15 protein-coding genes, 2 tRNA genes and 2 pseudogenes are annotated in these 20262 nt (G+C 61.7%); 6 read left to right on the top strand and 13 right to left on the bottom strand.

All coding sequences use genetic code 11. The annotated features are described in order from the left end of the window. Positions 1-2 precede the first annotated feature (2 nt). On the top strand, positions 3-830 hold the full coding sequence (gene nadE, locus AAZU54_RS15450; protein ID WP_186555585.1) for an ammonia-dependent NAD(+) synthetase: 828 nt from the start codon (positions 3-5) through the stop codon (positions 828-830). Positions 831-950: 120 nt separating this feature from the next. On the opposite strand, the gene azu is transcribed toward nadE, so the two are convergent. Next, positions 951-1400, bottom strand: a complete 450-nt coding sequence (azu, locus tag AAZU54_RS15445; RefSeq protein ID WP_434727342.1) for an azurin — start codon at positions 1398-1400, stop codon at positions 951-953. Positions 1401-1748: 348 nt separating this feature from the next. Between azu and AAZU54_RS15440 the strand changes: the two genes are divergently transcribed. After that, the gene (locus AAZU54_RS15440; protein ID WP_186555587.1) at positions 1749-2336 is read left to right on the top strand and encodes a TIGR00730 family Rossman fold protein; all 588 of its coding nucleotides are present in this window, start codon (positions 1749-1751) and stop codon (positions 2334-2336) included. Positions 2337-2444: 108 nt separating this feature from the next. Here AAZU54_RS15440 and AAZU54_RS15435 read toward each other — a convergent pair whose 3' ends face one another. From AAZU54_RS15435 to rnr, 8 genes are all read right to left on the bottom strand, one after another. Then, complete coding sequence (locus AAZU54_RS15435; RefSeq protein ID WP_186555588.1) at positions 2445-4742, bottom strand: YgiQ family radical SAM protein; 2298 nt, start codon at positions 4740-4742, stop codon at positions 2445-2447. A 199-nt stretch (positions 4743-4941) separates the two neighbouring features. Next, complete coding sequence (gene dnaB / locus AAZU54_RS15430) at positions 4942-6339, bottom strand: replicative DNA helicase (protein ID WP_186555589.1); 1398 nt, start codon at positions 6337-6339, stop codon at positions 4942-4944. A gap of 112 nt (positions 6340-6451) precedes the next feature. Next, complete coding sequence (gene rplI / locus AAZU54_RS15425) at positions 6452-6898, bottom strand: 50S ribosomal protein L9 (RefSeq protein ID WP_186555590.1); 447 nt, start codon at positions 6896-6898, stop codon at positions 6452-6454. A 20-nt stretch (positions 6899-6918) separates the two neighbouring features. Continuing rightward, a complete protein-coding gene (locus AAZU54_RS15420) occupies positions 6919-7809 on the bottom strand; it encodes a hypothetical protein (RefSeq protein ID WP_434727341.1) in 891 nt (296 codons plus the stop codon). A gap of 33 nt (positions 7810-7842) precedes the next feature. After that, positions 7843-8073, bottom strand: coding sequence for a 30S ribosomal protein S18 (gene rpsR, locus AAZU54_RS15415; RefSeq protein WP_003249563.1), 231 nt, complete (start codon positions 8071-8073; stop codon positions 7843-7845). Between the two features lie 28 nt (positions 8074-8101). Continuing rightward, entirely contained in the window at positions 8102-8527 is a 426-nt protein-coding gene (rpsF, locus tag AAZU54_RS15410) for a 30S ribosomal protein S6 (protein WP_186555592.1), read from the bottom strand. Positions 8528-8759: 232 nt separating this feature from the next. Further along, positions 8760-9506: a 23S rRNA (guanosine(2251)-2'-O)-methyltransferase RlmB gene (gene rlmB, locus AAZU54_RS15405; protein ID WP_186555593.1), complete on the bottom strand. Its 747-nt coding sequence runs from the start codon at positions 9504-9506 to the stop codon at positions 8760-8762. Next, complete coding sequence (gene rnr / locus AAZU54_RS15400) at positions 9503-12100, bottom strand: ribonuclease R (protein ID WP_186555594.1); 2598 nt, start codon at positions 12098-12100, stop codon at positions 9503-9505. Before rnr ends, rlmB begins: the two co-directional genes overlap by 4 nt. A 271-nt stretch (positions 12101-12371) precedes the next feature. On the opposite strand from rnr, the gene AAZU54_RS15395 reads away from it, so the two are divergent. From AAZU54_RS15395 to AAZU54_RS15380, 4 genes are all read left to right on the top strand, one after another. After that, a tRNA-Leu gene (locus tag AAZU54_RS15395) sits at positions 12372-12458 on the top strand. Positions 12459-12538: 80 nt separating this feature from the next. Continuing rightward, positions 12539-12625, top strand: a tRNA-Leu gene (locus tag AAZU54_RS15390). 201 nt (positions 12626-12826) lie between these two features. Continuing rightward, positions 12827-13840 (top strand): extracellular solute-binding protein, encoded by a 1014-nt coding sequence (locus AAZU54_RS15385; RefSeq protein ID WP_186555595.1) that lies wholly within the window; start codon positions 12827-12829, stop codon positions 13838-13840. Beyond that, positions 13840-15405, top strand: coding sequence for an ABC transporter permease (locus tag AAZU54_RS15380; protein WP_312152295.1), 1566 nt, complete (start codon positions 13840-13842; stop codon positions 15403-15405). The genes AAZU54_RS15385 and AAZU54_RS15380 overlap by 1 nt, the downstream gene beginning before the upstream one ends. Positions 15406-15459: 54 nt before the next feature. Here AAZU54_RS15380 and AAZU54_RS15375 read toward each other — a convergent pair. The 4 genes and pseudogenes from AAZU54_RS15375 to AAZU54_RS15360 form a co-directional block, all read right to left on the bottom strand. Next, a pseudogene (locus AAZU54_RS15375) lies at positions 15460-15975 on the bottom strand (methyl-accepting chemotaxis protein); the annotation flags it as partial. Between the two features lie 390 nt (positions 15976-16365). Next, positions 16366-16578, bottom strand: a pseudogene (locus AAZU54_RS15370) (methyl-accepting chemotaxis protein); the annotation flags it as partial. A 1063-nt stretch (positions 16579-17641) separates the two neighbouring features. Beyond that, entirely contained in the window at positions 17642-18934 is a 1293-nt protein-coding gene (locus AAZU54_RS15365; RefSeq protein ID WP_012316474.1) for an adenylosuccinate synthase, read from the bottom strand. Between the two features lie 57 nt (positions 18935-18991). Then, the gene (locus AAZU54_RS15360; protein WP_186555598.1) at positions 18992-20179 is read right to left on the bottom strand and encodes an ATP phosphoribosyltransferase regulatory subunit; all 1188 of its coding nucleotides are present in this window, start codon (positions 20177-20179) and stop codon (positions 18992-18994) included. Positions 20180-20262 lie beyond the last annotated feature (83 nt).

Here is a 20262-nt window from a genome sequence, read left to right as displayed (position 1 = left end):
CCATGCAAGCCGTCCAGCGAGAGATTGCCCAGCAGCTCAAGGTGCAGCCGCCGTTCGCCGACGCCGCCGCGCTCGAGGCCGAAGTTGCCCGGCGCGTGGCCTTCATCAAGGATTGCCTGGCCAATGCCCGGCTCAAGACCCTGGTCCTGGGCATCAGTGGTGGGGTCGACTCGCTGACCGCTGCCCTGCTCGCCCAGCGCACTGTCACCGAACTGCGCGCCGAAACTGGCGATCAAGGCTATCGCTTCATCGCCGTACGCCTGCCGTATCAGGTGCAGCATGACGAGCACGATGCCCAAGCGTGCCTGGACGTGATCAAGGCCGATGAGGTGCATACCGTCGACATCGCCCCTGCGGTGCGGGCCTTGGCGCTGGAAGTCAAAGCGCTGGAAGGCGGCTCGCCGACCCTGGTCGACTTCGTCGTCGGCAACACCAAGGCGCGGATGCGCATGGTCGCCCAGTACACCATCGCCGGCGCACGCGCGGGCCTGGTGATCGGCACCGATCACGCAGCCGAAGCGGTGATGGGCTTCTTCACCAAGTTCGGTGATGGCGCCTGCGACCTGGCGCCGTTGAGCGGCCTGGTGAAAAACCAGGTACGCGCCATCGCCCGTAGCTTCGGGGCGCCGGAATCGTTGGTAGAGAAAGTGCCGACGGCGGATCTGGAAGACCTCGAACCGGGCAAGCCGGATGAGGCGTCACATGGCGTGACCTACCAGCAGATCGATGCGTTCCTGCATGGCGAGCCGGTCAGCCAGGAGGCGTTCGACATCATCGTCAACACCTACCGCAAGACCCAGCACAAGCGCGAGTTGCCGTTCGCGCCGTAACACGCGAACTGCAATTCCTGACGTGAGAGCGGGCTTGTCCCGCGTTAGCGAGGGTGGATTCACCCACACTATCGCGGGGCAAGCCCGCTCCCCCATTAGGTCACGCAGCAAGCATCAGGCTTACTTGACGATGACTTTGCCTTTCATCATCGAGATGTGGCCTGGGAAGGTGCAGAAGAAGCTGTAGTCGCCGCCAGCTTCCAGCTTGGAAGTGTCGAACTTGACTTCGGTTTCCTTCTCCGGCGCACCAATCATCGCGGTGTGGGCGATGATATTGGCGTTGTCTTCCTTCAGGTAACCCTTGTCGATGCCCTGGGTCATGCCTTCAGAGGCGATGGCCTGCATGTCAGCGGTCTTGCTGATCACCAGGTTGTGGCCCATGACGTTCTTTGGCAGGTTGCCCGAGTGGGTCAGCTTGACGGTGAACTCTTTGCAGCTCTTGTCGACGGTGAATTCCTTGCTGGTGTAGGACATCTGGTCGGTCGACTCGACCGTCACAGAGCACTCGGCCGCGAACACAGAAGCGCTGGCGAGGGTCAGCAGGGATACCGCTACAGCTTTCGCAAACATCGTGAATCTCCTTGGCAGGGGTTTATCAATTGCGAGACTGCCTGAACCCGGAACGAACGTCCCTGATGTGCATCAAGGGGGTGTCCAATGGCCAGCCAGTTGATTTGTTCTATGGATTGTATACAACCAATCTAAGTGCACATCATGCCCTCTAAGTAGACGATGGGACAACCTCTCATTTAGGAGCAAATGACATGTCCCTTGGTAGTTTCATGAACAGCCTGCTGGCAGCCTACGCCCAAGGCGCCGCTGGCGCCGCCTGCGAATTCTCCCGTCCGGAGTGAATCGCGCCTTGGAAGCGAGCGGCTTGCGCCTTACCCTGTGCACGCATTTGAAGGGAGAGAAGCAATGCCTGTACGTTCCGTATGTGTCTTCTGTGGTGCCAGCATCGGCAGCAACCCGGCCTACCGCGAAGCGGCGGTTGCCCTTGGCAAGGCCATCGCTGGCCGCGGCCTGACCCTGGTGTATGGCGGCGGCGCAGTGGGCCTGATGGGCACCGTGGCCGATGCGGCCATGGCTGCGGGTGGTGAAGTGGTCGGGATCATCCCGCAAAGCCTGATGGACGCTGAAATCGGCCACAAGGGCCTGACCCGCCTGGAGGTCGTCGACGGCATGCACGCGCGTAAAGCGCGCATGGCCGAGTTGAGCGATGCCTTCATCGCCCTGCCGGGTGGCCTGGGTACGCTTGAGGAGTTGTTCGAGGTATGGACCTGGGGGCAGTTGGGCTATCACGCCAAGCCGCTGGGCCTGCTGGACGTCAACGGTTTCTATGAAAAACTCGGCGGCTTCCTCGACCATATCGTCGAGGAAGGCTTCGTGCGGCCGCAGCATCGGGCGATGTTGCTGCTGGGCAAGCAGCCGGATGAGCTGCTCGATGGGATGGATGAGTTCGAGGCGCCGGTGTTGCCCAAGTGGGTCGACAAGAAGCCTGATTGATCCTATGACGCTTGACGAAAAATGTGGACTTGCCCCGCGATAGCGTTGGTGGATTGACCATCGCTATCGCGGGGCAAGCCCGCCCCCACGAGTTTAGATGTTACCCGTTCAGCGCGGCAGGACTGGCTGACGCGGCTTCTTCTTGCCGCCGCCCTTGGCCGCTTCCTTACGCTCTTTAGCTGCCTGCTGGTTACGCGCAAATGCCTCGGCCTTGGCCTTCTCACGTTTATCCCACGGCTTGCTGCCATCGCTGGCACGCGGCGGCAGGCCAGTGTGCTGGGTGAGGATCTTCTGATCCTTGCCCACCTTGTGGCTGCCGGTCGGCGTCGAGTTCTTGCGCCGAGCGCTCTGGTAGCTGTCGGTCTGCGGCTGATGCAGCGGGATCAACTGGTGCTTGCCCGGGCCAATCAGGTCGGCACGGCCCATGCGCTCCAGCGCTTCACGCAGCATCGGCCAGCCTTTGGGGTCGTGATAGCGCAAGAACGCCTTGTGCAAGCGGCGCTGCTCATCGCTCTTGACGATATCGACCCCTTCACTCTTGTAGGTGACCTTGCGCAGTGGGTTCTTGCCCGAGTGGTACATGGCCGTGGCCGAGGCCATCGGCGATGGGTAGAACGCCTGCACCTGGTCAGCGCGGAAGCCATTGCCCTTGAGCCACAGGGCAAGGTTCATCATGTCTTCGTCGGTAGTACCGGGGTGGGCAGCGATGAAGTACGGAATCAGGTACTGCTCTTTACCTGCCTCTTTGGAGTACTTCTCGAACATGCGCTTGAAGCGGTCATAGCTGCCGATGCCCGGCTTCATCATCTTGTCCAGCGGGCCACGCTCGGTGTGCTCGGGGGCAATCTTCAGGTAGCCGCCGACGTGGTGGGTGACCAGCTCCTTGACGTACTCCGGCGACTCTACCGCCAGGTCGTAGCGCAGACCCGAGGCGATCAGGATCTTCTTCACCCCCGGCAAGGCACGGGCCTTGCGGTACAGCTCGATCAACGAGCTGTGGTCGGTGTTGAGGTTCTCGCAGATGCCTGGGAATACGCAGGACGGCTTGCGGCAGTGCTTCTCGATGTCGGGGCTCTTGCAGGCGATGCGGTACATGTTGGCGGTCGGCCCGCCCAGGTCGGAAACCACGCCGGTGAAGCCCGGCACCTTGTCGCGCATCTCCTCGATCTCGTGCAGGATCGACTCGTGCGAACGGTTCTGGATGATCCGCCCTTCGTGCTCGGTGATCGAGCAGAAGGTGCAGCCACCAAAGCAGCCACGCATGATGTTGACCGAGAAGCGGATCATCTCGTAGGCCGGGATGCGCTCCTTGCCATAGGCAGGGTGCGGGACACGTGCGTAGGGCATGCCGAACACGTAGTCCATTTCCTCAGTACTCATCGGAATGGGCGGCGGGTTGAACCACACATCTACTTCACCATGCTTCTGCACCAAGGCGCGAGCGTTGCCTGGGTTGGTCTCCAGGTGCAGCACACGGTTGGCGTGGGCGTACAGCACCGAGTCGTTACGCACCTTCTCGAACGACGGCAGGCGGATCACCGTCTTGTCGCGGGTCATGCCCGGGCTGTCGAGAATCTGCACCACCTTGGCTTCGTTGGGGTCTTCGACCTCGCCCTTGGCCTGTTCGATCGCGCAGGCCTGGGTGTCCTGGGTGTTGACGTAGGGGTTGATGATCTTGTCGACCTTGCCCGGACGGTCGATCCGGGTGGAGTCGATTTCGAACCAGCCCTTGGGCGTGTCACGGCGCACGAACGCGGTGCCACGCACGTCGGTGATGTTCTCGATGGTCTCGCCATTGGACAGGCGCTGGGCCACCTCGACCACGGCGCGCTCGGCGTTACCGAACAGCAGGATATCGGCGCAGGCATCGATCAGGATCGAGTGGCGCACCTTGTCCTGCCAGTAGTCGTAGTGAGCGATACGCCGCAGCGAGGCCTCGATGCCGCCCAGCACGATCGGCACGTGCTTGTAGGCTTCCTTGCAACGCTGGCTATAGACCAGGCTGGCACGGTCTGGGCGCTTGCCGGCCATGCCGCCGGGGGTGTAGGCGTCGTCGGAGCGAATCTTCTTGTCGGCGGTGTAGCGGTTGATCATCGAGTCCATGTTGCCTGCGGCAACGCCAAAGAACAGGTTTGGCTCGCCGAGCTTCATGAAGTCGTCTTTGGACTGCCAGTTCGGCTGGGCAATGATCCCCACGCGGAAACCCTGGGCTTCGAGCAAACGGCCGATGATCGCCATGCCAAACGACGGATGGTCGACGTAGGCATCACCGGTCACGATGATGATGTCGCAGGAATCCCAGCCGAGCTGATCCATCTCCTCCCTGCTCATCGGCAGGAAAGGCGCTGGCCCGAAGCATTCGGCCCAGTACTTGGGATAGTCGTAGAGTGGTTTGGCTGCTTGCATGTCAGTGACCGGTTCTTGGTGTGCAGGGAAATCGCGGGCGCGGAATATAGCACAAATTTTGATCAAGTCCGACGATAATGGTCGGATTCATGATATGCCGTGCAATACCTGGCCATCCCCTCAGGGACCCGCGAGCGCAGCCTGACTTCCAGCATCGCCCTGGCCGGTGATCCCGCTTCCACAAGGGGACGGGATACGATTACTCGTCGTCGTCGAAGTTGTACATGCCCGGCGCGAGGTTCTCGAAGCGGGTGTATTTGCCGATGAACGCCAGACGAATGAAGCCAATAGGGCCGTTCCGCTGCTTACCGATGATGATCTCGGCAACGCCCTTGTGCTCGGTCTCGGGGTGATATACCTCATCCCGGTAAACGAACATGATCACGTCGGCGTCCTGCTCGATTGCACCGGACTCACGCAAGTCGGAGTTGACCGGACGCTTGTTCGGCCGCTGCTCAAGAGAGCGGTTGAGCTGGGACAGGGCGATCACCGGGCAGTTGAACTCTTTGGCCAGGGCCTTGAGGGATCGGGAAATCTCGGAGATTTCGTTGGTCCGGTTATCACCGGCCGAGCCTGGGATCTGCATCAGCTGCAGGTAGTCGACCATGATCATGGCGATCTCGCCATGCTCACGCGCCAGACGCCGGGTCCGCGCACGCATCTCCGAAGGGCTGATGCCGGCGGTGTCGTCGATGAACAGCTTGCGATCGTTGAGCAAGTTGACCGCCGACGTCAGGCGCGGCCAGTCGTCATCGTCCAGTTGACCGGAACGGACCTTGGTCTGGTCGATCCGGCCAAGCGAGGAAAGCATCCGCATGATCAGCGATTCGCCTGGCATCTCGAGGGAGAACACCAGCACTGCCTTGTCGCTGCGCAGCACTGCGTTCTCGACCAGGTTCATGGCGAAGGTGGTCTTACCCATCGACGGACGGCCGGCGACGATGATCAAGTCAGCCGCTTGCAGGCCGCTGGTTTTCTCGTCCAGGTCGGTATAGCCGGTGGAGATACCGGTGATGTCGCTGTCGGAGTTGAACAGCGTGTCGATGCGGTCGATGGCCTTGGTCAACAGCTCGTTGACGCCCACCGGGCCGCCGGTCTTGGGCCGCGCCTCGGCGATCTGGAAAATCTGCCGTTCGGCATCGTCGAGGATTTCCTCGGCATTGCGCCCCTGCGGATTGAAGGCGTTGTCAGCGATATCGGTGCTGATGCTGATCAGCTGGCGCAGCGTGGCGCGCTCGCGGATGATCGCCGCATACGCCTTGATGTTGGCGACCGACGGGGTGTTCTTGGCCAGCTCGGCCAGGTAGGCCAAGCCGCCGACCTGGCTCGACACGCCTTCCTTGTCCAGCTGCTCGTGCAGGGTGACCACGTCGAACGGCTGGTTGAGGTCGACCAGCTTGTGGATGGCGCGGAAGATCAGGCGGTGGTCATGCCGATAGAAGTCACCGTCCGAAACTTGGTCCAGTACCTTTTCCCAGGCGTTGTTGTCCAGCATCAGACCACCGATCACAGCCTGTTCGGCTTCGATGGAATGCGGCGGCACCTTCAGGGCTGCGGTCTGCAGGTCGAGTTGTTCGGGGTTGGTGATCTCGTTCATGGCCACGAAAGAATTCTGGGTGAGGAGAAAAACAAAGGGCACGGTCTGCGAAGGCAGAGCCGTGCCCGATGTTAACCGGCTAGCTCAGGAGGAGCCAGCCAGTTGCTACAGCTTAGGCTGCAACGACGACCACGCGTACGGTGGCTTCAACGTCGCTGTGCAGGTGCACGGCTACGTCGTATTCGCCAACGTGACGGATGGTGCCGTTCGGCAGACGAACTTCAGCTTTAGCCACTTCAACGCCGGAGGCGGTCAGGGCGTCAGCGATGTCGTGGGTGCCGATCGAACCGAACAGCTTGCCTTCATCGCCAGCGGTGGCGGTGATGGTGACTTCCAGCTCTGCCAGTTGGGCAGCGCGGCTTTCAGCCGAAGCTTTCTTGTCAGCAGCAGCCTTTTCCAGCTCGGCGCGACGTTCTTCGAACGCAGCCAGGTTGGCGGCGTTGGCAACGGTGGCCTTGCCGAATGGCAGCAGGAAGTTACGGCCGTAACCGGCTTTAACTTTAACTTTGTCGCCCAGGTTGCCCAGGTTAGCGACTTTTTCCAGCAGGATCAGTTCCATTTGGTAAAACCTCTTAACTTTTAACCTTCACCGTTCGCGGAATCATCACCCTGAGGTGACTTGCGACCGCGAAAATCAATCAGGCTATCGACAATGGCCAAAACCACGAGCAACGGATAAGTCAGTTGCATGAACAGGACCAGCGTCACGTACAACCCGACCAGCCAAAACTTGGCCAGACGTTTCTGAGCCACCAACCCATGCAGCAGGGCAAGCCCGGCAAACATGAGCGGCACGCTGCACAGCGGCGTGAGCAATGCCAAGGCAGAACCGAGGTTCGGCCCGAACAGCATGCACCCCAACAGCACCAGCGCCGGCAGCAGGGGAATTCGCACCGCTTGAAACTCGCGGCCAAAACCTCCCGGGTTGTACAACGCGGCCTGCCAGTAGCGACCCAACATCAGGGCCAACACACTGACAACCTGCAGCCCAGCCGCCATCAGGCCGTTAAGCACCGGTACGATGAGCTTCCCAAGTTGCGCCTGCTCCTCCACCGATAACTGCTGGTAGAGACCGTCGAGCATCTGCGGCAGGGCTTTTTCAAGCGCTCGCGCCAGAGCTTCAATCGGTTCACGGAACGCTGAACCCAGAATGACACCGTACAACAGGCCCAAGGCGATGCTGGATAACAGCACCCGGTTCCAGGAATGCCCAGCGCGCAACAGCGCAGCCAGCCCCAGCGTCCCCAGCAGCACCATCAAGGTGCGCGGCTCGCCGAAGACCCACCAGGCCAACGCCGGTAAAATGCCCCAGACGATGACCGAGGAAGCGTCCTTGAAACCGCGCCGCAGGAACACCAGGCTCCCAGCGGCGGCACACAACCAGAACAACAGCGGCAATGCCGCACTACCGGCCACCACTACAGTGGCCTGCACGCGACCGCGCATGATGAAATCAGCTAACGCTCGCATGCTTATCCCTTGCTACTTGTCGAAAACCCGGTCTCAGCGGCCGTGGCTGTCGGTGTAGGGCAGCAGGGCCAGGAAGCGGGCGCGCTTGATAGCGGTAGCCAGCTGACGCTGATAACGAGCTTTGGTACCGGTGATACGGCTTGGAACGATCTTGCCGGTTTCGGATACGTAAGCTTTCAGGGTGTTGAGATCTTTGAAGTCGATCTCTTTCACGTCTTCAGCAGTGAAGCGGCAGAATTTACGACGACGGAAGAAACGTGCCATGTAATAGGCTCCTCAAAAGGTCCGTGGATTACTCGTCAGCGTTATCGCTGTTGTCGCTGTCATTGCTGTCATCGCCTTCGGCGCCATCAGCAGATTCAGGACGTTCACGACGCTCACGGCGCTCGCTGCGGTTCTCTTCGGCCTTGAGCATCTCGGACGGGCCAGTAACGGCTTCGTCACGACGGATGACCAGGTTACGGATCACGGCATCGTTGTAGCGGAAGTTGTCTTCCAGCTCGGCCAGGGCCTTGCCGGTGCACTCAACGTTCAGCATCACGTAGTGAGCCTTGTGAACATTGTTGATTGCGTAGGCCAGTTGACGACGGCCCCAGTCTTCCAGGCGGTGGATCTTGCCACCATCTTCTTCGATCAGCTTGGTGTAACGCTCAACCATGCCGCCGACTTGCTCGCTCTGATCCGGGTGGACCAGGAAGATGATTTCGTAATGACGCATGAATGCTCCTTACGGGTTAGTAGTCTGCCAGCGAATCTGGTCAGACAAGGAGTGAATGACACTGTATGTCTTGCCGTGGACAGTAGGCACATGCGCGCCTGCCTGCTGGGCAAGGGGCGCAATTGTAGAGAAGGCCGGACGCACAAGCAAGGTAATTGGCGATTATTTGAACAACCGCAAACATACCCAAGTGCCATCAACCACTGGGGCGCGCATGCGCGCCCCCTCTCGATCAGCGCTTGATCTGGCGCTGGCGCACGGCCTCGAACAGGCAAACGCCTGTCGCGACAGAAACGTTCAGGCTGCTGACACTGCCGCTCATCGGCAGCTTCACCAGAAAATCGCAATGGTCGCGGGTGAGCCGGCGCATGCCTTTGCCTTCAGCGCCCATGATCATCACCAGCGGACCGGTCAGGTCCTGCTGATAGATCTCCTGCTCAGCCTCCCCCGCCGTGCCAACTACCCACAGGCCACGCTTCTGCAGTTTTTCCAGGGTGCGCGCCAGGTTGGTCACAGCCACCAGCGGAATCACCTCGGCGGCGCCGCAGGCCACTTTACGCACGACCGGGGTCAAGGTCGCCGACTTGTCCTTGGGCACCACAACCGCCGTAGCGCCGGCAGCATCGGCAGTACGCAGGCAGGCGCCAAGGTTGTGCGGATCAGTGACGCCGTCGAGCACCAGAATCAGCGGCGGCGTCTCGGTACGCTCTAGCAACTCTTCGAGCATCAGCTCGCCCCACACCTGGCTCGGGCTCACCTCGGCAACCACACCTTGGTGCACGCCATCGACCCAGGTGTCCATCTCGCGGCGCTCGGCCTGGCCAACCGGCACGCGGTTTTCTGCAGCCAGGGCGAGCAGCGCTTGAACGCGCGGCTCGCTACGGCCTTCGGACAGCCAGATCTGCTTGACCCGCTTGGGGTGGTGCTGCAACAGCGCCTGCACGGCATGAACGCCGTAGATTTTTTCCAGCTGACTCATGACTTGCTCTTGCTCTTACGTGGCGCGCCCGATTTTGGCGGCCCCTTGCGGTGCTTGGTGGGCTTGCCGGAGGCCGACTTGCCGCCCTTGTCCGACTTGCTCGAGGACGGGGCGTTGCGCGCCTCGCCCATCAGCGCCTTCTTCATCTCGCGACTCTTGCGCACCTCGGCGTTGCGCTGCACCGCGTCCTTGGGGAAATAGGCATCAGCGGCTTCGCTCTTGCGACGACGTGGCGCCGGATCGATTTTCGCTTCGACCTTGGCTTCACGCTGCTCGCCCGGCTTGGCCTTGCTGGCAGGCGCTGCGCCATCAGCAGCAGCACGCTTGCGGCCAACGGCTGCACTGGCGCTTGCCTGAGAGACTTCGAAATCGATCTTGCGCTCGTCGAGGTCGACGCGCATGACCTTGACCTCGATGGTGTCGCCCAGGCGGAAGCTTCGACCGCTGCGCTCACCCGACAGGCGGTGATGCACCGCATCGAAGTGGTAGTAGTCGCCTGGCAGGGCACTGACGTGCACCAGGCCTTCGACGTAGATATCAGTCAGCTCGACGAACAGGCCAAAGCCGGTAACGGCAGTGATCACGCCCGGGAAGATCTCGCCCACGCGGTCTTTCATGTACTCGCACTTGAGCCAGTTGACCACGTCGCGAGTGGCCTCGTCGGCACGGCGCTCGGTCATCGAGCACTGCTCGCCCATCTGTTCCAGGGTCGGCTCGTCGTACGGGTAGATGCGCGCCTTGGGGATGCTCATCGCACCGGCACGCTTGACGTGCGGGGTATCGACCTTGGAACGGATCACGCTGCGAATGGCGCGGTGCACCAGCAGGTCGGGGTAACGACGGATCGGCGAGGTGAAGTGGGTATACGCCTCGTAGTTCAGGCCGAAGTGGCCGTTGTTCTCGGTGCTGTACACCGCCTGGCTCAGCGAGCGCAGCATGACGGTCTGGATCAGGTGGAAATCCGGCCGGCCGGCGATGCTCGCCAGCAGCGCCTGATAGTCCTTCGGCGAAGGCTCTTTGCCCTTGTGCAGGGACAGGCCAAGCTCACCGAGGAAGGCGCGCAGTTTTTCCAGACGCTCCGGTGGCGGACCATCGTGCACGCGGTACAGCGAAGGCACGCCATGCTTTTGCAGGAATTCGGCGGTGGCAACGTTGGCCGCCAGCATGCATTCCTCGATCAGCTTGTGGGCTTCGTTACGCACGGTCGGACGAATTTCGTCGATCTTGCGGTTATCACCGAAGATGATCCGGGTTTCCTGGGTCTCGAAGTCGATCGCGCCACGGGTATGGCGCGCCGCCAGCAATGCCTTGTACAGGGCATACAGGTGCTTCAGATCCGGGACAACCTCTTTGTATTCCTCGCGCAGAGCCTTGCCTTCGCGGGTACGGGCGTGCTCGAGCATGCTGCTGACCTTGTTGTAGGTCAGGCGCGCGTGCGAGTGGATCACCGCTTCGTAGAACTGGTAGTCGACCATCTGGCCAGACTTGTTGATGGTCATTTCACAGACCATCGCCAGGCGATCGACGTGCGGGTTCAGCGAGCACAGGCCGTTGGACAGCTCTTCAGGAAGCATCGGCACTACCCGCTCAGGGAAGTACACCGAATTACCGCGCTGCTGCGCTTCGATGTCCAGGGCCGAGCCCAGGCGTACGTAGCTGGAAACGTCGGCGATCGCGACATACAGGCGCCAGCCGCCGGAGAACAGGCGCAGCTTGCCCTGTGGCTCGCAGTAGACCGCGTCGTCGAAGTCGCGGGCATCTTCGCCGTCGATGGTGACGAACGGCAGATGGCGCAGGTCGATGCGCTTCTCTTTGTCCTTCTCTTCGACTTCGGAGCGGAACTTGCGCGCTTCCTTGATCACCTCTTGCGGCCAGACATGCGGGATGTCGTAGCTGCGCAGGGCAACGTCGATTTCCATCCCTGGAGCCATGTAGTTGCCGATAACCTCGACCACATCACCTTGCGCCTGGAAGCGCGGGGTGGGCCAGTGGGTAATCTTGATTTCGACGAACTGACCGATCTTGGCGCCGCCGTTACGCCCGGCAGTCACCAGCACTTCCTGCTGGATCTTCGGGTTATCCGGGGTCACGTAGCCGATGCCGCCTTCTTCGAAGTAACGGCCGACCACGCTTTCGTGGGCGCGGGAGATGATTTCGACCAGCACGCCTTCACGGCGGCCACGGCGGTCGGTACCGGAGACACGGGCAAGGCCACGGTCACCGTCGAACGCCAGGCGCATCTGCGACGGGCTGAGGAACAGATCGTCACTGCCATCGTCAGGGATGAGGAAGCCGAAACCATCGCGGTGGCCAGAGATGCGTCCGCAGATCAGGTCCAGCTTGTCTACCGGGGCATAGGTGCCGCGCCGGGTATAGATCAGCTGACCGTCACGCTCCATGGCACGCAGACGGCGGCGCAGGGCTTCGATCTGGTCTTCCTCGTGCAGACCGAATTCCGCCGCCAACTGCTCTCGCGCAGCCGGTTCGCCGCGGTCGGCAAGGTGTTGCAGGATCAGCTCACGGCTGGGAATAGGATTCTCGTATTTATCCGCTTCGCGGGCGGCCTCGGGATCGAGGGATTGCCAATCGGCCATCAGAAGGGGTTCACCTTGGGGTATATAGAGTAGAAGTTTGGCATAGGCGTATTGAAACCGGAAATGTCGGCCTTGGACAGCCCCCGTCTGAGGGTCTTGTGCGCTGGGTAAGGCCTATGGAATCAACAAGTTGAATTTTTTGAATTTTTTTTGATTCGGGGGGTTTACAGCCTCATAGGGCGTCCGTATAGTGCGCACCACAACGACGGACACCCGACGTTGTAGTTGAGATGAACGATGTTGTAAAGCATCATGTGATTTCAACGAGTGTGCCCAGGTGGCGGAATTGGTAGACGCGCTGGTTTCAGGTATCAGTGACCGCAAGGTCGTGGAAGTTCGAGTCTTCTCCTGGGCACCAAATATTTCGAGTGATAGATAACAGGCTTATCTGTCAGTCAGCAAGAGATTCATCGCAGTACGCTGTAGATGTAAAGATTTGCCCAGGTGGCGGAATTGGTAGACGCGCTGGTTTCAGGTATCAGTGATCGCAAGATCGTGGAAGTTCGAGTCTTCTCCTGGGCACCATATAAAAACCCACTAGCTTGCTAGTGGGTTTTTTCTTGTCTGCGTTTTTTGTCCCCCACCCTGCTACCTGCCTATGCGCAAGCATCTGGGGGGAAATTGAACGATAGTCTGCTCATGAATTTCTCGTCACCCGGCCACTTGAGAAACAATTTCGTTTACCATTGTTTCCAAATATGTAGCCGTAAGCGAGGAAGTACCCGCATGACGATCCGTCCGCAACCGCTGATGCGCACCCTGGCCGCCGCTGTTCTGAGCCTGGTGATCGGCGCTCCGGCCGCCATGGCAGACGACCCGGTCAGCCTGACTTTGTACAACGGTCAGCACAAGGAAATCGGCGAGGCCATCGCCAAGGCCTACGAGGCCAAGACCGGCATTCATATCAATATCCGCAAAGGCAGCAGCAACCAGCTGGCCAGCCAGATCATCGAAGAAGGCGAGCGCTCGCCTGCCGACGTCATCTATACCGAAGAGTCGCCGCCGCTGAACAACCTCGGCGAGCTGGGCCTGCTGGCCAAGATCGACGACGCCACCCTGAACATGCTGCCCAAGGAATACGTTGCCGCCAACGGCAGCTGGATGGGCGTGACCGCGCGCACCCGCGTGGTGGTGTTCAACCCGAAGAAGATCGACCAGAAAGACCTGCCGCAATCGGTGATGGACTTCGCCAACCCTGAATGGGATGGCCGCGTGGGCTTCGTGCCGACCAGCGGCGCCTTCCAGGAGCAAGCCGTGGCCATCCTCAAGATGCACGGTCGCGATGCCGCCGAAGAGTGGCTGACTGGCCTGAAAGCCTTCGGCAAGACCTACACCAACAACATGGTCGCCCTGAAGGCCGTGGAAAAAGGCGAAGTCGATGCCGTGCTGGTCAACAACTACTACTGGTATGCCCTCAAGCGTGAGCGCGGCCAGCTGGATTCGCAGCTGTACTACCTGGCAGACGGCGACGCCGGCGGCCTGGTGACCATCTCCGGCGCCGCCGCAGTCAAGGCCAGCAAGCACCCGAAAGAAGCCCAGGCCCTGCTCAACTGGATGGCCAGCGAGGAAGGCCAGCGCGTGATCACCCAGACCACCGCTGAATACCCGCTGCATAAAGGCATGGTCTCTGACCAGGGCCTGAAGCCGTTCGAAGAGCTGCGTCCGCCGCAGATCACCCCAGCCGACCTTGGTAACGCCGAGGAAGCCCTGGAGCTTGAGCGCGAGGTCGGTCTGCTCTAATGACTGCCGCCCTGCCCCTCTCGGCCCAGGCGCGTTTCGTGCCGCGCCGCAAGCGCCCCTCGATCTGGGTGGTGCTGCCTGTCCTATTCCTGGTGACGATGAGCTTGCTGCCGTTGCTGTACGTCGCGCTCAAGGCCTGGGAGGCAGGCTGGCGGGAAGCGTTGCATCTGCTCTGGCGACCCTTCGTCTGGGGCCTGATGCGCAACACGATGCTGTTGATGGTGGGTGTCACCTTGGTGTGCATGGTGGTCGGCCTGGCTTTGGCCTGGCTGCTCGAGCGCAGCGACCTGCCAGGGCGGCGCTTGTGGGGCGTGGTGCTGTGCCTGCCATTTGCCGTGCCGTCGTTCGTCAGCAGCTTCACCTGGGTGTCGCTGAGCTCGGACTTCGAAGGGCTGGGTGGGGCGATCCTGGTCATGGCGCTATCCAAGTACCCGCTGGTATTCCTGCCAGTGGCCGCCACCCTGCGCAATGTCGACACCTCCCTGGAAGAGTCGGCGCGCACCCTGGGTTGCAGCCGTTGGGGGGTGTTCTTCAAGGTCACACTGCCGCTGCTGTGGCCGTCGATGCTCGGCGGCGCGTTGCTGATCGCGCTGCACATGCTGGTGGAGTTCGGCGCCCTGTCGATCCTTGGCTTGCAGACGTTCACCACGGCGATCTATCAGCAGTTCGAGCTGGAGTTCAGCAACGCCAACGCCGCCATGCTATCGGCGGTGTTGCTGGCGCTGTGCCTGGTGATGCTGACCCTGGAGCTGCGCGTACGCGGCAAGGCGCGGCATGTGCGGATCGGCCAGGGCGTTGCGCGTCGTGCGCAGCCGGTGAAGTTGCGTGGCTGGATGCCGTTGGCGCAGCTGTTTTGCCTGGCCCTGGCGATTCTAGGCAGCGGGATTCCCCTGGCCATGCTCGGCTACTGGTTGAGCGTCGGCTCGTCGGCGGCGTTCCCGGTGGGTGAGATCAGCAAAGCGCTGTTCACGTCCCTGTCGGTGTCATTGGGCGGCGCTGGTTTCTGCGTGCTGCTGGCGTTGCCGATCAGCTTCCTGGTGGTGCGTTATAAAGGTCGCCTGGCGATCTGGGCCGAACGCCTGCCCTACCTGCTGCATGCCCTGCCCGGGCTGGTGATTGCCCTGACCCTGGTGTTCTTCGCCCTGCATTATGTGCCGGCGCTGTACCAGACCACCGCATTGCTGATCCTGGCGTATGCGCTGTTGTTCCTGCCGCTGGCCCAGGCACCGGTGCGCACGGCGCTGAACAAGGCGTCGCCGACCCTGGAAGAAGCCGCTCGCACGCTGGGCGCGAGCAGCTTCAGCGCGTTCTGCCGGGTGACCTTGCCGATTATCTTCCCGGCGCTGGCGGCGGCGTTTGCGTTGGTATTCCTGGATGCGATGAAGGAGCTGACAGCGACCCTGCTGCTTAGCCCGACCGGGATGACCACCTTGGCGACCGAGGTGTGGGCGCATACCGCCAATGTCGAGTTCGCGGCGGCCGCGCCTTATGCGGCGCTGCTGATTGTGGTTTCGGGATTGCCGGTTTATTTGCTGACTACACGGATGTATTTGAACAAGGCATAACCAGGTATGTCTTGCGCTTGAGCGTTTGGGGCCGCTGCGCAGCCCCAAATTCGCTCAGGCCCTGAACTGCCCAAGGCTCGCGCGCAACTGCGCAGCCAAGTCATCCAAGACCTTACCGCTGGCGGTGGTCTGCATCACTACCTGCGCCGACTGCTCCGCCTGCGCATGAATGGTCTCGACCCTTCCCCTGACCGCCTGCGCGCCATGCGCCTGCTGCTCGGCCGCGCGCGTAGCCAGGCCAATCGCCGCGTGCACCTGCTCGACCGCCGCCTGCACCGACTGCTGTCGACGCTCGTTATCGCGCAGCACCAGCAGCCCTTCGCTGGCTTGGCGTCCCGCCTGGCTAATGGTCGCCACGGCCTCCTTGGCCCCCTGCTGCAGGGCTACGATATGCGCCTGAATATCGCCCGTCGAGCTCTGGGTCTTGCTTGCCAGCGCCCGCACCTCATCAGCCACCACGGCGAAGCCGCGGCCAGTCTCACCCGCACGCGCCGCCTCGATAGCGGCATTGAGGGCCAGCAGGTTGGTCTGCTCGGCGATGCCATGGATCACGGTCAGCACCACCTCGATCTGCTCGCTCTGCTTGGCCAGCCGCTCGATCACCTGCGAGCCCGCATCGACCTGGCCGGCGAGGTTCTCGATCAGGCCGGCCAGCTGGGTCGAGGTCCGACTGTTTTCGTCAGTGGCCTGGCGGATGTCCACCACCTGCTGCAAGGCCGCCTGCATCGCATGGCTTTCGGCTTGAGCCTCATCGGCCATGCTCGATAGATCGCGCAGGCTCGCCGCCACCTCATCGCGTTGCAGCGCGGCGGCAGCGTCAGCACCTGCGCTGCGCTGGGTCATGGCGCCGATTTCCACGCCGGTACGCTGGGCCACTTCGCCTGCTTCTCGCACGATCGGCTGGAGCTTGTCGACAAAGCGGTTGACTGCCGAAGCCATGTCACCAATCTCGTCCCGGCTGTCGAGGGTTACCCGCTTGGTCAGGTCGCCTTCGCCGGCAGCCAGATCATTCAAGGCAGCGATCAGCAGGCGCAGCTTGTTGACTACACGCCTGCCGAGCACCACGGCCACCACCAGCAACACACCGAGGCCGACCAGCACCAGGCCAAGGCCAATGCGCCAACGCAACTCACCCGCAGCATCCCGTACGGTCTGCGCAGTATTGGCCTGCATGGCAGTAGCGCTGTTCTGCGCTGTCTCCAGACGTGCGCGCAGGGCCTTGCCGCTGTCTGCCGCCGCAGCGCCCAGGCTATCGCCGACCAGTTGCTCACCACTGCCGATCAGCGCTGCGAAACGCTCATCCAGCGCCTTGAGCTCCTGCTCGACACCCGCAGTGGAAACACCCATCAAGACCTTGCCAATCTCTGCCCCGTTAGGGTTGATCGAGGCCTCGACGTAGTACACCGACGGGTCTTTACGCGCAGCGTCCAGCACTTTGTCCAGCGCCCGCTCGCCCTGCCCTTTGTCCATCAGCGCCTGGTTGATCGGGTTTTGCCGGTTCAGATAGCGCGTCAGGTGCTGGCCCTGAGCGTCGTCATAGATCACGAACAACACGTTGGGATTGCGCTGGGCACGCCGAGCGAAGTCGGAGAGCACTGGCACGTCGTTGTCCCAAATCGCCCGCGGGGCGACCGAGGCAAGCAGCTCGGCCATGTCGTTGGCCGAGTCCTTGAGGTTTTTCTCCAAGGTCGCGCGCAGTTGTTGCTGCTCGCTTTCCAAGCGCGTGGACAGGCCACTGCTCAGGCGCTGACGGGTGCTGGAGGAGAGGTTGTCGAGCCCACTGCGCACATCCTGGCCAGCCAGCTCCAGCTCGTTGGCCAGCTTGCGGCTGTCGGCACCCAGGCGCTCGCCAAGATCGGCTTCCAAGGCGGTGACCGTGCTCCGGGTCAGCGCAACGGCGACCAGCACCTGCACCAAAAGAGCGATACCCAAGGCAACAAACACAGGCCGCAAAAGGCGGCTTCGTAACAGTGAGAGGATGGCAGACACGGTGAAACCCTCGTGCTTCTGGCGCCATTATTTTGATGGCATCTACAGAGCGTTTTTACAGCAAGGGTTGTGCCGGAGGCAGCAGGCATAAACGCCAAGTTTATGCTGGTCTAATTGGCGCTGCGCTTTTTGGGAGCGCTGCGCGCTCTATCGCAGGCAAGCCAGCTACTACACGGATTACGTGAAGATCAAAAAAAACGCCGCGCCCCTTGCGGGAACGCGGCGTTCGATCAGCCTAGACGGCGAATCAGGCGAACGGATGACGCAGAACGATAGTCTCGTTGCGATCCGGGCCGGTCGAAATGATGTCGATCGGCGCGCCGGTCAGCTCTTCGATGCGCTTGATGTAGGCGCGAGCAGCGGCTGGCAGCTCTTCCAGGGTCTTGGCACCGAGGGTCGACTCGCTCCAGCCTGGCATCTCTTCGTACACTGGCTCCAGGCCGATGTAGCTGTCAGCATCGGAAGGCGCATCGATCACTGCACCATTCTCGTTCTTGTAGCCAACACAGATGTTGATGGTTTCCAGGCCGTCGAGTACGTCCAGCTTGGTCAGGCAGATGCCCGAGATGCTGTTGACGTCGATGGCGCGACGCAGGATGACGGCATCGAACCAGCCGCAACGACGGGCACGACCGGTGGTGGAGCCGAACTCATGGCCGCGCTTGGCCAGGGTGGCGCCAGTCTCGTCGAACAGCTCGGTCGGGAACGGACCGGAACCGACACGAGTGGTGTAGGCCTTGGTAATACCGAGGATGTAGTCCAGGTACATCGGGCCAACGCCGGAACCGGTGGAAATGCCACCAGCAGTGGTGTTGGAGCTGGTGACGTACGGGTAGGTACCGTGGTCGATATCCAGCAGCGAGCCCTGGGCACCTTCGAACATGATGTCCTTGCCGGCGCGACGCAGGTTGTGCAACTCGGCGGTGACGTCGAGCATCATCGGCTTGAGCTGCTCGGCGTAGGCCATGCACTCGTCCAGGGTCTGCTGGAAGTCGATGGCCGGCTCTTTGTAGTAATTGACCAGCTGGAAGTTGTGGTAGTCCAGCAGCTCACCGAGCTTGGCAGCGAAACGCTCGCGGTGGAACAGGTCGCCCACGCGCAGGCCGCGACGGGCCACTTTGTCTTCGTAAGCTGGGCCGATACCACGACCGGTGGTGCCGATCTTGGCTTCGCCACGGGCCTTTTCACGGGCCTGGTCCAGTGCTACGTGGTAGGACAGGATCAGCGGCGCAGCCGGGCTGATGCGCAGGCGCTCACGTACCGGTACACCCTTCTCTTCGAGCTTGGTGATTTCACGCATCAAGGCATCGGGAGCAACGACTACGCCGTTGCCGATCAGGCACTGCACGCCTTCACGCAGGATGCCGGAAGGAATCAGGTGCAGAACGGTTTTCTCACCGTTGATCACCAGGGTGTGGCCCGCGTTGTGACCGCCCTGGTAGCGCACTACGGCGGCAGCATGTTCGGTCAGCAGATCAACGATCTTGCCTTTGCCCTCATCACCCCATTGGGTGCCCAGGACGACGACATTCTTACCCATAACACTTGTCCTCATTCACGCAAACTTGGTTGCCGGCCTACTGCCGACCGAAAAATCTCAATGGGTCAGCGGCAGAACCTGCCAGCGCCCGTCTTGCTGAATCAATTGCCGATCACAATCCGCCTCAAGGGCAGCACTCAGCGGTTGCCCAGGCAGAGCCTGGACCACACGCTGGCCCTCGTTGCGCAACTGGCAGACCATCTGCCAGAGGGCCGCGTCACCGCTGTCGGGCATCCAGATCCCGCCAGACGGCAATACGACCTCCGCTCGCCCCAGTGTGACCAGGGTCTTCAAATCCGTGGAGAAACCGGTGGCCGGGCGTGCCCGGCCAAAGTCGGCGCCGATGTCGTCGTAGCGTCCGCCCTGGGCGATCGACTGACCGACCCCCGGTACGAACACGGCGAACACCACGCCGGTGTGATAGTTGTAACCGCGTAGCTCGCCAAGGTCGAAGTACAGCGGCAGGTCCGGATAACGCGCTGCCAGGCGATCAGCGATCGCCAGCAGGTCATCCAGGGCAGCCAGCACACTGGCCGGCGCACGGCCCAGGCGTACACGGGCCTCGGCCAGCACTTCGCGACCACCGCACAGCTCGGTGAGGGCGCGCAGCATATTGCCGACGTCCTTGGGCAGGTCGGCAGTCAACGCGTTGACTTCATCGACCGCCTTGCGCTGCAGGGCATCGAACAGCTGCTGCTCGGCATCGCCCGACAGGTTGGCGGCGCGCGACAGGCCGCGGTAGATACCGACGTGGCCCAGGTCCATGTGCACATCCGGCACGTCGGCCAGCTGCAGCATCGCCAACATCAGGCTGATGACCTCGACGTCGCTGGTTGGGCTGGCATCGCCGTACAGCTCGGCGCCCAACTGGATCGGGCTGCGCGAGGTGGACAACTGGCGTGGCTGGGCGTGCAGCACGCTACCGGCATAGCACAGGCGGCTCGGGCCTTCACGGCGCAGGGTGTGCGCATCGATGCGCGCGACCTGTGGAGTGAAGTCGGCACGGAAGCCCATCAGGCGGCCAGACTGCGGGTCGACCACCTTGAAGGTATGCAGGTCCAGGTCCTGGCTGGCACCGGTGAGCAGCGATTCCAGGTACTCGATATGCGGGGTAACGACCAGTTCGTAACCCCAACTCTGGAACAGGTCCAACACCTGGCGACGCGCGATCTCGATGCGCGCGGCTTCAGGTGGCAGTACTTCCTCGATGCCATCTGGCAGCAGCCAGCGGTCTACCGTTGCCATTACGCCATTTCCCCTCTGGTCCGGGCGGCCTGCCAATGGGCGAGCCGTCAGTGAAGCAGGCATTGGCCCACAGCAGCAGGCAG

It is taken from the genome of Pseudomonas sp. Je.1.5.c (assembly GCF_051129895.1).
In the GTDB taxonomy this organism is placed as follows: domain Bacteria; phylum Pseudomonadota; class Gammaproteobacteria; order Pseudomonadales; family Pseudomonadaceae; genus Aquipseudomonas; species Aquipseudomonas urmiensis.
This window is presented reverse-complemented; position numbering and strand designations above follow the sequence as displayed.

What these genes read in the sequence shown, in the direction of transcription:
- nadE (WP_186555585.1), top strand. Translation starts at nt 3, where the DNA reads ATGCAAGCCGTCCAGCGAGAGATTGCCCAGCAGCTCAAGGTGCAGCCG.
- azu (WP_434727342.1), bottom strand. Translation starts at nt 1,400, where the DNA reads ATGTTTGCGAAAGCTGTAGCGGTATCCCTGCTGACCCTCGCCAGCGCT.
- AAZU54_RS15440 (WP_186555587.1), top strand. Translation starts at nt 1,749, where the DNA reads ATGCCTGTACGTTCCGTATGTGTCTTCTGTGGTGCCAGCATCGGCAGC.
- AAZU54_RS15435 (WP_186555588.1), bottom strand. Translation starts at nt 4,742, where the DNA reads ATGCAAGCAGCCAAACCACTCTACGACTATCCCAAGTACTGGGCCGAA.
- dnaB (WP_186555589.1), bottom strand. Translation starts at nt 6,339, where the DNA reads ATGAACGAGATCACCAACCCCGAACAACTCGACCTGCAGACCGCAGCC.
- rplI (WP_186555590.1), bottom strand. Translation starts at nt 6,898, where the DNA reads ATGGAACTGATCCTGCTGGAAAAAGTCGCTAACCTGGGCAACCTGGGC.
- AAZU54_RS15420 (WP_434727341.1), bottom strand. Translation starts at nt 7,809, where the DNA reads ATGCGAGCGTTAGCTGATTTCATCATGCGCGGTCGCGTGCAGGCCACT.
- rpsR (WP_003249563.1), bottom strand. Translation starts at nt 8,073, where the DNA reads ATGGCACGTTTCTTCCGTCGTCGTAAATTCTGCCGCTTCACTGCTGAA.
- rpsF (WP_186555592.1), bottom strand. Translation starts at nt 8,527, where the DNA reads ATGCGTCATTACGAAATCATCTTCCTGGTCCACCCGGATCAGAGCGAG.
- rlmB (WP_186555593.1), bottom strand. Translation starts at nt 9,506, where the DNA reads ATGAGTCAGCTGGAAAAAATCTACGGCGTTCATGCCGTGCAGGCGCTG.
- rnr (WP_186555594.1), bottom strand. Translation starts at nt 12,100, where the DNA reads ATGGCCGATTGGCAATCCCTCGATCCCGAGGCCGCCCGCGAAGCGGAT.
- AAZU54_RS15385 (WP_186555595.1), top strand. Translation starts at nt 12,827, where the DNA reads ATGACGATCCGTCCGCAACCGCTGATGCGCACCCTGGCCGCCGCTGTT.
- AAZU54_RS15380 (WP_312152295.1), top strand. Translation starts at nt 13,840, where the DNA reads ATGACTGCCGCCCTGCCCCTCTCGGCCCAGGCGCGTTTCGTGCCGCGC.
- AAZU54_RS15365 (WP_012316474.1), bottom strand. Translation starts at nt 18,934, where the DNA reads ATGGGTAAGAATGTCGTCGTCCTGGGCACCCAATGGGGTGATGAGGGC.
- AAZU54_RS15360 (WP_186555598.1), bottom strand. Translation starts at nt 20,179, where the DNA reads ATGGCAACGGTAGACCGCTGGCTGCTGCCAGATGGCATCGAGGAAGTA.